Annotated in this window: 14 protein-coding genes and 1 pseudogene; 14 read left to right on the plus strand and 1 reads right to left on the minus strand. The window is 43.2% G+C overall.

Going from position 1 to position 12,475, the window contains the following annotated elements:
- Positions 1 to 26 precede the first annotated feature (26 nt).
- The 10 genes and pseudogenes from ERJ70_RS05530 (at position 27) to ERJ70_RS05575 (ending at position 6,578) form a co-directional block, all read left to right on the plus strand.
- Positions 27 to 773, plus strand: coding sequence for a GNAT family protein (locus ERJ70_RS05530; RefSeq protein ID WP_209367755.1), 747 nt, complete (start codon positions 27 to 29; stop codon positions 771 to 773).
- A gap of 98 nt (positions 774 to 871) precedes the next feature.
- On the plus strand, positions 872 to 1,042 hold the full coding sequence (locus ERJ70_RS05535) for a hypothetical protein (RefSeq protein WP_209367757.1): 171 nt from the start codon (positions 872 to 874) through the stop codon (positions 1,040 to 1,042).
- A gap of 1 nt (position 1,043) precedes the next feature.
- Positions 1,044 to 1,280 carry a hypothetical protein gene (locus tag ERJ70_RS05540; protein WP_209367760.1) on the plus strand — a complete coding sequence of 79 codons (237 nt, stop codon included), beginning with the start codon at positions 1,044 to 1,046 and terminating at the stop codon, positions 1,278 to 1,280.
- 180 nt (positions 1,281 to 1,460) lie between these two features.
- A pseudogene (locus ERJ70_RS05545) lies at positions 1,461 to 1,736 on the plus strand (GNAT family N-acetyltransferase); the annotation flags it as partial.
- 89 nt (positions 1,737 to 1,825) lie between these two features.
- Complete coding sequence (locus ERJ70_RS05550) at positions 1,826 to 2,581, plus strand: alpha/beta fold hydrolase (protein ID WP_374099755.1); 756 nt, start codon at positions 1,826 to 1,828, stop codon at positions 2,579 to 2,581.
- Positions 2,582 to 2,604: 23 nt separating this feature from the next.
- Entirely contained in the window at positions 2,605 to 3,840 is a 1,236-nt protein-coding gene (locus ERJ70_RS05555) for an MFS transporter (protein WP_209367764.1), read from the plus strand.
- Between the two features lie 19 nt (positions 3,841 to 3,859).
- Complete coding sequence (locus tag ERJ70_RS05560) at positions 3,860 to 4,405, plus strand: Rossmann-fold NAD(P)-binding domain-containing protein (protein ID WP_209367766.1); 546 nt, start codon at positions 3,860 to 3,862, stop codon at positions 4,403 to 4,405.
- 23 nt (positions 4,406 to 4,428) lie between these two features.
- The gene (cidR, locus tag ERJ70_RS05565) at positions 4,429 to 5,325 is read left to right on the plus strand and encodes a cidABC operon transcriptional activator CidR (RefSeq protein WP_209367768.1); all 897 of its coding nucleotides are present in this window, start codon (positions 4,429 to 4,431) and stop codon (positions 5,323 to 5,325) included.
- A gap of 346 nt (positions 5,326 to 5,671) precedes the next feature.
- Positions 5,672 to 6,214 (plus strand): acyl-CoA thioesterase, encoded by a 543-nt coding sequence (locus tag ERJ70_RS05570; protein ID WP_209367770.1) that lies wholly within the window; start codon positions 5,672 to 5,674, stop codon positions 6,212 to 6,214.
- On the plus strand, positions 6,204 to 6,578 hold the full coding sequence (locus ERJ70_RS05575; protein WP_209367771.1) for a hypothetical protein: 375 nt from the start codon (positions 6,204 to 6,206) through the stop codon (positions 6,576 to 6,578). Before ERJ70_RS05570 ends, ERJ70_RS05575 begins: the two co-directional genes overlap by 11 nt.
- Before the next feature lie 93 nt (positions 6,579 to 6,671).
- On the opposite strand, the gene dacB is transcribed toward ERJ70_RS05575, so the two are convergent.
- On the minus strand, positions 6,672 to 8,168 hold the full coding sequence (gene dacB / locus ERJ70_RS05580; protein WP_209369152.1) for a D-alanyl-D-alanine carboxypeptidase/D-alanyl-D-alanine endopeptidase: 1,497 nt from the start codon (positions 8,166 to 8,168) through the stop codon (positions 6,672 to 6,674).
- Between the two features lie 264 nt (positions 8,169 to 8,432).
- Here dacB and ERJ70_RS05585 point away from each other — a divergent pair, with 264 nt between their 5' ends.
- From ERJ70_RS05585 to opp4B, 4 genes are all read left to right on the plus strand, one after another.
- Complete coding sequence (locus ERJ70_RS05585) at positions 8,433 to 9,221, plus strand: alpha/beta hydrolase (RefSeq protein WP_209367772.1); 789 nt, start codon at positions 8,433 to 8,435, stop codon at positions 9,219 to 9,221.
- Positions 9,222 to 9,581: 360 nt separating this feature from the next.
- Positions 9,582 to 10,589, plus strand: coding sequence for an ABC transporter ATP-binding protein (locus tag ERJ70_RS05590; RefSeq protein ID WP_309507351.1), 1,008 nt, complete (start codon positions 9,582 to 9,584; stop codon positions 10,587 to 10,589).
- Positions 10,576 to 11,499: an ABC transporter ATP-binding protein gene (locus ERJ70_RS05595; RefSeq protein WP_209367773.1), complete on the plus strand. Its 924-nt coding sequence runs from the start codon at positions 10,576 to 10,578 to the stop codon at positions 11,497 to 11,499. Before ERJ70_RS05590 ends, ERJ70_RS05595 begins: the two co-directional genes overlap by 14 nt.
- A gap of 7 nt (positions 11,500 to 11,506) precedes the next feature.
- Positions 11,507 to 12,469: an oligopeptide ABC transporter permease gene (gene opp4B, locus ERJ70_RS05600; protein WP_209367774.1), complete on the plus strand. Its 963-nt coding sequence runs from the start codon at positions 11,507 to 11,509 to the stop codon at positions 12,467 to 12,469.
- Positions 12,470 to 12,475 lie beyond the last annotated feature (6 nt).

A 12,475-nucleotide genomic window follows, 5' to 3' on the forward strand; every position in this document is an offset into this window, starting at 1 on the left:
TTGTGGATATTGAAGGAGGGGGAGGTATGAGCATTCCTATACCAGACGATGAGTCGCTGTTCAACAATGTTAAATACCTGCAAGGAACGGACTACTTGACCATTGAAGGAACGGAGGACTTGACGGATCGGCAACTGCAGCGATTAATCCAGTTGCTGGCTGACCATCCAGAGTTCAGAAAGATTCCGACCATTACGATACTCGTTGAAGGCACTATCTCGGAGCACATGGAAAATATACTTAGGAGCAGGAGCTTTCATTTACATGATGAAGTTGTCTTTTATCAAAGAAGGCTTGAAGATTTAATAAATGTTCAGTCAGCTTGGACCATACGATCTTTGCACGAGCTAAATCAAAAAGACTTTCTAAAGGTTTGGGAGAAGGTCATTTCTGGTTCTTTGAATGCGTCTTCAATTCTTTCGATGGAAAAACAGATGGACAGTGTCAAAGCTGAACTTGGCAGCCGGTATAAGGATTCCTGTCTTGTAGCTTTTGAAGAAAAGAAACCGATTGGGATACTAATGCCTCACATCGAACCAGGTACGGAACTGGAAGGACGATTGTTTTACTTTGGCCTTGTGCCCGATGAAAGAAATAAACGACAAAGCAGGGGGCTCCACTTGCATGCCTTAGCTAGATTGAAGCATGATTTTCATGCTGCCGTGTATGTTGGAAGTACAAGTATAAACAATCTTCCGATGAGAAAGGTTTTTGAGCAGAACGGCTGCCAATGGCTCGGCAAAAAACTGGTTTATAAACGTACAGCAACTTAAACCGGGAAGTTCGGCTATTTGCTGTATTTTCTAACCGGGCAATTAATTAATAGGTATAAAAGGAAAGTTCGGAAACGGCATAAAGAGGAGGAGATCGTTTGAGCTCAAATAGTAACTTGATCATTCCAGCGGGTTTGTTTATTGGATTAGGCTTTGGCATGTTATTTCACAACCCTGCCGCAGGGATTTTCATCGGTTTAGGAGCGGGCTTTTTGCTGCGCTTTGTACTTTCTTTATTTGAAAACAAACAAAACACCGGGGGAGACTAGAATGAAATTCAAGGCTGTAAGAATAATGTTCATTTTAATTGTCATCGGCTCTTCAGGCGTCAACCTACTGGCTGGAGACTCTGACTTGCTCCCGTATACGATGCTTGCGGGAGCAGCTTTACTTTTATTGAATGGAATGAGTGAACTTAACAGATCCAATCCGACTAATTGGGGGTATATGAGTTTAGCGGTGTCTTTGTTTTTATTGATCGTATCCATTGAAGGATTTTTAAGTTAGAGATTCTTTTTCCTGAATATCAGCGTTTATTCTAGTCGTAGAGGAGACATGGACTGCAAACGAAAGAAAAAATTCGCAGTGCCATCTTTCCAGCTTTGTTTGAACTTGACTAAAAAGAGAGACTTGATTGAAAAACACAACCACCACGACAAACCGACTTAACATCAGACCGCTTATGAAAGGGACGCATTCAAATGGGGGAGAGTCGGCTACACGGTTCACAATCAACTTTGGCGGAAAGGCTATGGAACCGAAGCGATCAAGGCTGCCTTGCAAATGGCGTTAACAGATTTGGGGTACCACCGGATCGAAGCGCATATCAACTTGGATAACAACCCGTCGATTAATCTCGCTGTCAGCTGTGGGATGGAATACGAATGCACAAGAAAAGAATTTATTTATGAATTTGATCAATGGACAGACAATCATGTTTATCATATGAATGCTAATGGATAGTAACTATTCTTCTTGGAGGAAAGATAATGCCGTATTGTTGCGTAGAAGGTACCGAGTTTTATTACCAGAAAATCGGACAGGGAATGCCAATGTTGATGCTTCATGGGTTCGGTCCAGACTCAAGATTGATGGGCGGTTGTATGGAACCTGTTTTTGAAAGACGGAATGGATACCAGCGGATCTATGTCGACCTCCCTGGGATGGGAAGGACAAAAGGGAAGCCCGGAACCGAAAGTGCCGATGGCTTTTTGAGATTGATTATTGGATTTATTGATGAGGTTATAAAAGGGAAGCCTTTTTTAATTGCTGGGGAGTCTTACGGTGGGTATCTGGCCCGCGGACTGCTGGAACATAGACGGAAACAAATAAAAGGGGCTGTGTTTATTTGTCCTGTGATTTTTCCTGACAAGCAAAAGCGGACCCTGCCGGAAAAGATACAAGTCTACCGAGATGAAGTGTTTCTTCAATCACTCGATCGTGAAAATAGGGAAGCATTCATAGAAGAAAATACGGTGCTTAACCGTAAAACATGGGAACGTTTCCGAGAAGAAGTATTAGCGGGACTGCGGATGGCCGATGGGGAGTTTCTTGCCAAAGTCCAGGACAACTATCAGTTTACTTTTCCAATTGACACGGTGGTTTTTTCTGAACCAATTCTGTTTTTATTGGGAAAGCAGGACGCAGTTGTCGGTTACAAGGATGCGTTCAAGCTGGATGGAACATTTCCGCGCGGTACGTTTGCTGTACTGGATAAGGCTGGACATTATCTGCAGATCGAACAAGCGCGATTGTTTGAAGTCCATATGCATGAATGGTTCGACAGGGTGGAGCAAGGGAACATGTAGCGGCCGGAGGGGAGGAGAATAGGATGCAACATCAGAAGGCAAAGAAACATGCGATGTTATTGTTGGTCGGGGTGGGGATTTCTTCCTTTGGAGACTTTATTTATTTGGTTGCCATCAATGTTCTCGTCCTTCAGTTGACTGGGTCGGCGGCCGCTGTTGCAGGGCTATGGATAATGGGTCCTGTTGCTTCTATTTTGACGAAATTCTGGTCTGGAAGTTTGATAGACCGGTTGAACAAACGGAGGCTGATGATCCTGACAGATGTTTTTCGCGCTTTGTTAGTAGCTGTCATTCCGTTTATAACTACTATAGGGCTTATATATTTCTGTTTGTTTTTCCTGTCTGTAGCCAAGGCATTCTTTGAACCAACCTCCGTTTCTTATATAACCGGAGTGATACCAAAACAGCAGCGGAAACGCTTCAATTCTTTCCGCAGTCTTGTCACTTCCGGCGCTTTTTTAGTCGGTCCTGCCATTGCTGGTGTGCTGCTTATGGTGACGACAGCGAGTATTGCTATCTGGATAAATGCCGTTTCTTTCTTGCTTTCTGCCTTTTTTCTAAGCTGGCTGCCAAATCTGGAACAGAAAGAAGATACTCCCGGAACGTTTGCTTGGAGGTTCCTCAGAGAGGACTGGCAGCAGGTCATCGATTTTAGTAAAAAACATGCATATGTCATGTCGATTTATTTGTTTGCCCAGTTATTCACGGTGGTGGCATTGGGAATGGATGCGCAGGAAGTCGTCTTTACTCAGCAGGTGCTCGGTTTGACAGAGGCGGAATTTGGATTGCTTATCAGTATTACCGGGGCTGGTTCTATCGTCGGGGCAGCCACCATATCGATTCTTGCAAAGAAACTATCGATCCGGCTGTTGGTTGCCAGCGGCTATTTACTGGTTGCGGCAGGTTATCTCATTTATGCACTGTCCTTTTCTTTTTGGTCGGTGGCTGTTGGATTTATTATTCTTGGATTCTTTAATGCTTTTTCGTCTACAGGTCTTCTGACGTTTTACCAAAATAATGTACCATTATCAATCATGGGCAGAATCACCAGCGTGTATGGTACCTTACAAAGTCTGTTGCAAATCGTGTTTATTTTGTTGATTGGGTTTACCGGAGACTTGGTTCCGTTACGTTACAGCATTATTGCTGCTTCCTTGTTGACGGTGGCCTTGAGTGTCGTCATGACAGCATTGGTTTACCAGCCTTCCCGGAATCGGCATTTTGCAGAAGAATCAGAAGCTGCAGAAATGGCCAATTAAGTAGATTGGAGCTGATCAGATGAATGAAAAACACGCTTTGGTCATCGGGGGAACAGGTATGCTGGCAAAAGTGACATTATGGCTGGCAGACAACCATGCCAACGTTTCCGTGATTGGCAGAACGCAAAAGAAACATCGGGACTTGATAGAGAAGGCAAGTGACCCGGCACAGCTCAACAACATCGCAGTAGATTATTATGATTTGGGCGCACTGGAAACCAAACTGAAACAAGCTATGGACAGGTATGGGCCGATCACCGTTGCGGTCTGTTGGTCGCCCTTTTATCCTGCTGTCGAACGGATTTGTCAGGTGATTTCCGAAAGGACAGATAACTGGCAGCTTTACCATGTAAAAGGAAGCAGGCGATATTTTGAAGATGAACCATTAAGCGTGCCAGCATCCTGTCAATATCGCAGTATTTACTTGGGGTTTGTCTTAACGGGAAATCTATCAAGATGGTTGACTCACGATGAAATAGCTGGTGGTATAATAGAAGGTGTGAAGAAAGATGAAGCTAGAGTTGTCGTCGGGACGATTCATCCTTATGAGAATCGCCCTCGCTGAATGGATGAAAAGAGGTGCATACCGTGGATATCAGACATTTAAAATATTTTATAGAAGTTTGTCAGTACAACAGTTTTACTCGAGCCGCGGATCATTTATACGTAACGCAGCCTACCATCAGCAAGATGATAAAAAATCTTGAAGCGGAGCTGGGCGTTGAGCTTTTTGATCGATCAAAAAAGCAGTTAGAACTGACGGATGCTGGACGGATTATATTGGAACAAGCCCACACCATCGATAAGGCGTTTGACAATTTGCAAACAGAATTGGATGATCTATTAGGATTGCAAAAAGGGCATATTCGTATCGGTTTACCTCCGATCATGGATGCCGATAAGTTTATTCGTATTCTAGGAGACTTTCATCAACTGTATCCACAAATAACATTTCAACTTATAGAAAACGGGATGAAAAAAATCGAAGAAGATATTTACCATGATGAGTTGGACGTGGGAATCACCGTGTTGCCAACAGTGGAAGATGAGTTCCATTACTTTTCTTTCATGAAAGAAGAATTACGAGTAGTAATCCCTGAATCCCATCCGCTCGCTTCCAGAAAACAAATAAAGTTGGAAGAATTGAAGGAACAGCGTTTCATATTGTTCAACAAGGACTTTGCGCTGAATGATCAAATTTCAGAGGCTTGTAGAAATGCCGGATTTATTCCACGGGTAGTAGCTGAAAGCTCCCAATGGGACTTTATCGGGAAAATGATCGCGACAAATTTAGGTATTTGTATATTGCCTTACAGTGTTTCCCAGCTTCTAAAAGAAAATGTGCAGACAATAAAAGTAGTAAAGCCGACAATTGAATGGGACTTAGCTGTCATATGGAGAAAAAATCATTACTTGTCTTATGCGACAAGAGAGTGGCTGGAATTTACCCAAGAGCGATTGACATTAGGAAACACCTCGGAATAGAGGTGTTTTTTTTTGCTGTATAGGAAATTATAAATTTAATTGTCTGTGGATAATTATTGGCTGAACCAGCCACGTCCAGCTCCAGCGCCTACCCCCTCGAGGTCTTAAGCCCACCCTCTATGTGGCAAAAAGCGCCACGCCGAGGCTGTTCTTAAGCTTGTCGGGGGTGAGCAAGGCGCTTGCGCTTTTGTCCTAGCGTTTTACAGAATCAATGGGTTTCTAGTGTGGACTGAAGCGATTACATAGATAAAATCTATCCGTTCCATAAAAAATATCCATTTTACGAATCCTTTCCGGCAGTCTTACACTCAATATGTACACAAAAAAAGAAGGAAGGATCGATCCAATGATTGATGCAAAGAATCCAAAAGAAAGCTTGATCGTCAATACGGATCAGGTAATGATCAATGATCTGAATAATTATAATACATTGTTTGGCGGCGTGTTGATGAAAAAATTGGATAATAACGCTACCTTGTCGGCAAGGCGTCACGCCAGAGTCAAAGAATGCGTGACAGCCTCGACAGATTCTATTGATTTCCTGCACCCAATCCATCAGACCGATTCGGTTTGTGTCGAATCATTTGTTTCATACACGGGAAATAAATCGATGGAAATTTTTTGTAAGGTCATTGCCGAGGATATGCTTACAGGCGAGCGAAGGATGGCAGCCACGGCATTCTTAACGTTTGTTGCACTTGACGAAAACAAAAAGCCGATTAAAGTACCGGAAATCATCCCGGAAACCGAAGAAGAAAAATTTCTTTACGAGTCAGGGAAAGAGCGTGCAGAAATCCGTAGACAACGTAGAAAGCACAGCAAGGAACTAACGGAAAAAATCGGCATACGAAAGCCGTGGGAAAGAGGAGTGAAGGTGCATGACCAATAAATTAGCTAGTCTGACAGAAATCTATCAGGCAAAGGCAGATATAGAACAATTAAAACAGCAAAAACCGGAACTGTATGAACAACTTCTTCACGTAGTGAGCCTTACAAGACAGCTTCAGATCAAATACGGTTATTTGGGTTCCTTGTTGATGGAGGAAAGCACACCAAAATATCAACCGAAATTTGTAAGGGAGTCCGTTCTCAGTCTTTATCTTGAAGAAGTAGAAAAGCTGAAAAAACATCAGGACATCGGGTTAGTGAGGGATATCATCGAGAGGAACCGCCAGGTAAGCGAATCGAAAATATGCCTATTGTTGCTTGGAGCCAAGCCAGAGCTGCTTCAAGGATCCATGATTATGAATTAAGAAAGACGGACTGTTGAGCTTTGTATGGTTGCTGAATAGAGGATAGCAAAAGATAAGCTGTTCCGCATCCGCTGCAGGAACAGCTTGGTTTTTTTAGAATTTATGCTTTGCCAGTGTCATGGCAATGTCGTCTTCGATAGCAGTGATACCAGAACGAGCACCTAAATAATTGTTTACCATGATGGAAAAGATCAGTTTTTCTCCATCTTTGGCAGTTACATAGCCAGACAGCGTTGAAACGCTATTCAATGAACCTGTTTTTGCTTTCACATTTCCTTTTGCAGGTTCTTCTTTCATCCGGGAACGAAGGGTTCCACCGACCAAGCGATCGGAAATGCCCGCTACAGGGAGAGATTGCTCCCAGACTGGGAACCAGCTTTTTTCTTGGGCGTTGTACAATAACTGCGACAGACTATTGGCAGGGATATAGGTTTTATGCGACATACCTGATCCGTCACGCAGTTGAACAGTATTGGTATCTACACCCAATTTTTTCGCAACAGCCTCGGTCACCTGCAGGCCTTTTTCCCAGCTTCCTTCTCCATGCGCTACTTTTCCCATCTCTTTTGTCAAGATTTCTCCGTGTCCATTGTTGCTTAACTTCATAAACGGAACCAACAGCTTCTGTAAAGGCATGGATTTCTTTTCGGCAAGCTTCGTTGCTTGCTTAGGGGTTTTATGGAAAACAGTATTTTTATTCCCGATAAAAGAAATGCCTTCTTCAGCCAGCGTCCGCCGAAAAACATTCAATGTATAACCAGTGGGCTCCCAAACGGAGGACCACGATTTAGATGTCGATCCGTTTAACGGCATGCTACCCTCAATGACGATTTCGTTTGTCCCGTGCTGGCGTGTAATGGAAATATCCTTCGAATCATCTTCCGCAACCATTCTGGTCTGGTTGTTGATCGTTAGGTAGTCATTCTCAGGCGTCATATGGATGTTAGCAGGTTCTCCAATCTGATCAGAAGGTGTTACCTCGACAATGACCGTTCCGGCATCATAATCGGAATCAGGAGACAGAGTAAGAGCAGATACCTGGGCACCGGTATAGAATGGTTCATCCGACCAATTTAAGTCTTCAGACAAACGAACGTCATCATACCAAGTGTCATCTCCAATCAGCTTGCCTTTAATTTTGTGAATGCCTCGTTCATGCAATTCTGCTGCAAATTGCTTTAAGTCTTGCTCCAGTAATGTCGGATCCCCTTTCCCTTTGAGATAGAGATTGCCATGTAATACATTGCCTTTTACTAATCCATCAGTCCATACCTCTGTTGTAAATTGGTAGTCCGGTCCCAATGTTTCCAAGGCGGCAGTACTCGTCAACAATTTCATATTGGAAGCAGGCCGCAACCGTGTATTTCCGTTTTGTGCGTAGATCAATTCGCCTGTTTTGGCTTTTCGGACGCTAACTCCCGTCACAGTACCGGCGAGTTTATCATCTGCCAGAATTTCATCTAACTTTTGTTTTAATGTAGTTGTCTCTGCTGTTTGGCTCTTAGGAGGATCTTCAGAAGCAGTGAGTTGGAAGTTGATGGTTTGTCCGGTTAATGGAAGGAAGACTAGAATTGCAAATACTAGCAGCATTAAGGTACGCTTTTTAATGATAGACAAGTTTTCACATCCTTTCTTAAAGTGTTTGAATAGTTAAATAATAATGGATTTATATCCTAATATGGTGATTTTTTTGGAAAACAATTCCGATTACCTAGTTGGGTGGAAGCTTTTATGGCTTTTGCAGGAGGTATATAGTTGGAGCCTTTATTCAGCCTATTAAAAAAGTGTAGGAAAAAGAAGTGGTTTCTATACAAGTGTTCATCGAAAACATAAGCACGAAAAGGAGAGAAGGAGTTGGAAAAGAAACGAAGATTATCCCCAGGTGTAAAACAGTTCGAAATCGAGTCCAGCAAAAATGAACATTACCAGCTGATGTTGAGTGTCCCGGACAAGGAGGTACCGATAGAAGGATTTCCTGTATTTTACGTGTTGGATGGAAATGCTTTCTTTCATACGATACGTGAAATGGTACGTGTGCAATCGCATAAGCCGGACAAAACCGGAGTCGTTCCGATGGTTATAGTTGGACTCGGCCATCCAACAGAAAAGGACTTTGATCCAGCATACCGAATCCGAGATTATACCTTTCCGATTAAAAACGGAAAAGTTCCCCCTCAATTTTCTGATTATGAAAATGGACAGGCAGAAGCTTTTGCGAATTTTATTGAGTCAGAAGTCAAACCGTTGATTTCAGAATATGTATCCATTAATACACAGAAGCAGGCGCTGTTTGGCCATTCTCTAGGAGGATTGTTCGTTCTTTATTCACTATTCAACTATCCTGGTTCATTTCAACGTTATGTCGCATGCAGTCCGTCTTTATGGTGGGATGATCGGGGAATATACCGTTTTTTTGAAAGATGGCAAAATAGGATAAAACGAACAACAACAGATACAAGGATTTTTATGGCAGCAGGATCATTGGAAAGGGACTTCATGCGGGAAGACGTCAGGCGGCTCGCCGATAGGTTTGCTGAATGGTCTCCTTCCTTGTTTTCCGTCTATCATGAGGCGGAAGGGGAAAACCACATATCCGCTGTCCATAGTGTGATAAGCAAAATCCTCCGCTTTGTCTCCTCCTGAAGGCAACGAGCCGTAGGTAGATCAATTGAACCGTTACAAAAGCCCCGGGAAAGGGATGAGAAGTCAGAATTTTCCTTCTTTTGGTCCCTTTCTCGTATCCTCTTTTTTTTATAAAATGAACATACTTCTTCACACAGATGAACGGATGCTTATGTACAACCTCATTAAGCTTTCTTTGAAAAAATTCCCTTATCCCCAATGACTTTATAAAACAAACATGTTAAAAATTTTCTGAAAAAACAAAAAATAGCTTGTTTTCTTGAATTTTATTCCCTATAATAATGCTCATCATCCTTTTTATCCTAATTTTTCTATTTGTGATAAAAAATGTAATATAACATAAAACAGGGAGGGAGAATATTGGCTGATACGTTACTAGAGGTTAAGCACTTAAACACGTCTTTTCGAATTAACGATAATTATTATGCTGCAGTAGATGACGTGTCGTTGACGGTAAATAAAAATGAAGTGTTGGCTATTGTCGGTGAGTCTGGTTCTGGAAAAAGTGCTTTGGCTTTTTCCATCATGGGGTTACATAATCGGGCGAAAATAGAAGGCGGCATATTTTTTAAACAACAGGATTTGGTTGGATTGCCGAAGAGCAAGCTCAATAAGCTCCGCGGCGACGAACTTTCCATGATTTTTCAGGACCCACTAACTGCTTTAAATCCTCTCATGAATATTGAAGATCAAATAGGGGAAACCATTCTGCTTCACCATAAGAAGTTATCCAGAAAAAAGCGGAAAGAAAGAGTGATCGATTTACTGAATCAAGTGGGCATCCCTCGTCCTGAACAAATCTGTGAGCAGTTTCCTCATCAACTTTCCGGGGGGATGAGACAACGGGTAATCATTGCCATTGCAATAGCAAACAATCCGGAATTATTAATCGCCGATGAACCGACAACAGCATTGGATGTAACCATCCAGGCGCAAATTTTAGATTTAATCCAAGACTTAAAAGAAAGCATGCATACCGGAATCATTTTGATTACACATGATCTAGGGGTAGTGGCTGAAATGGCGGACAGGGTCGCAGTGATGTATGCAGGCCAGATAGTGGAGCTAGCAGACGTCCATACGCTATTTGAAAAACCGCTCCATCCTTATACACGATCACTTTTGCATTCGGTTCCGAATGAGGGACAGGATAAACTTCATGTCATACAAGGGATAGTTCCTTCACTCCAGCATCTTCCGAGACAGGGCTGTCGGTTTGCAGAGCGTATCCCGTGGCTGGATGGTTCTGCGCATGAGGAAAATCCAGAATTGCATGAAGTGAAGCCAGATCATTTCGTGCGGTGCACGTGTTATCGCCATTTCCATTTCCCGGCTGAAAGGGAGGGGTGGACGCATGGCATTTCTTGAAGTGAAAAATTTAAAAGTCCACTTCCCGGTCAGGGGTGGATTGTTCAACCGGAAAATAGATGCTGTCAAAGCAGTGGACGGTGTATCTTTTACGATTGAACAAGGAAAAACCTACGGATTGGTGGGGGAATCCGGTTCAGGAAAAACAACTACCGGACGAGCGATCATCGGCTTGAACAAAATAACGGCGGGACAGGTGATTTTCGAAGGGCAAGGTTTAACGGGTAAAAGCTCCAGGGTGCAAAAAGATGTACAAATGATCTTTCAAGATCCTTACTCCTCTCTGAATCCGAGGAAACGTGTGCTGGATCTTATCGCCGAACCGCTCCGGAACTATGAAAAGCTAACCAAACAGGACGAGCTGGAACAAGTGATACAGCTCTTAAAAAAAGTGGGACTAAGCCAGGATAGCATCTGGAAATATCCGCATGAATTTTCAGGTGGTCAGCGGCAGAGAATCGGAATTGCCCGGGCGATAGCATTGAAACCGAAACTGATCATAGCCGACGAACCAGTTTCTGCGCTCGATGTATCTGTCCAAGCCCAAGTGCTGAACTTTATGCAGGAAATCCAGGAGGAACTAAACCTTACATATCTGTTTATCAGCCACGATTTAGGAATCGTCAAACATATGAGTGACCGAATCGGGATTATGTACAAGGGCCGTTTTGTCGAAGAGGGAACAACAGGAGAGATATTCAATAGTCCGCAACACATATACACAAAACGACTGGTCGCGGCGATTCCAGACATTGATCCGAAAAAACGGTCTTTGCAAAAACATCTGCGCCAAGAAGTACAATCCGAATACAAACGCTCTTACCATGATTATTTTGATGAACAAGGGCATGTCTATGATTTGCGTAACATCTCTGATTCCCATCTAGCAGCATTGCCGGAGAAAGGTTGATGATCCTATGTGGAAATTCATTGTTAGAAGATTGTTTATTACCATGCCACAGGTTTTATTGCTGAGTGTCTTGGTGTTTCTAATGGCTCAGATGATGCCCGGTGATGCTCTCTCTGGACAAATCGACCCGAACATCGATCCAGCGGCAATCGAGGCACAACGAGAAAAACTTGGCTTGAACGACCCTTGGTATGTGCAGTATGTGGATTGGGTAGGTTCTGCTCTTCATGGCGATCTCGGTCAGTCTTTCCGTCACAAAATGCCGGTAACGGACCTGATTGGACAGCGGCTCGCCAATTCGTTTTGGCTTGCTGTTGCAACCCTGATTCTAACCTATCTAATTGCAATACCGCTTGGCATTATTAGTGGCAGATACAATGACACACTTCGTGACCAGCTGATTACCGGTTATACCTATATAGGATTTGCTACTCCACTGTTTATTTTTGCTTTGGTGTCTTTATGGGTCTTCGGATTTAAACTGGAATGGTTTCCGACTGGTGGCAGCGTGGCACCAGGACTTGAGCCAGGAACCTTCCCTTATATTGTGAGTAAACTGCAGCACCTTTTATTGCCGGCCCTGTCCATGGCTTTGATTACCACGGTGAATACTGTCCAATACTTGCGCAGTGAAATCATCGATACCAAGCAAAAAGACTTTATCATCACGGCAAGAGCAAAAGGGGCGCCGGAATCCAGAGTCTATCATCGCCACATCCTACGAAACTCCCTGCTACCGCTTGCTGCATTCCTTGGTTTTGAGATCACTGGTTTGATAGGTGGGACCATTTTTGTAGAAACGATTTACAGTTACCCGGGAATGGGATTGTTGTTCATGGATTCTATCACGCTTCGTGATTATAGCGTGGTCACTTCGGTCGTATTGCTACTGGGAGTAGTCTCCATCTTAGGTGTGCTGCTGTCGGATATCATTTTAAGTATGGTAGATCCGAGAATCCGTATTAAATAAAAGATA

The sequence above is a fragment of the Sediminibacillus dalangtanensis genome (assembly GCF_017792025.1).
Lineage (GTDB): Bacteria > Bacillota > Bacilli > Bacillales > Amphibacillaceae > Sediminibacillus > Sediminibacillus dalangtanensis.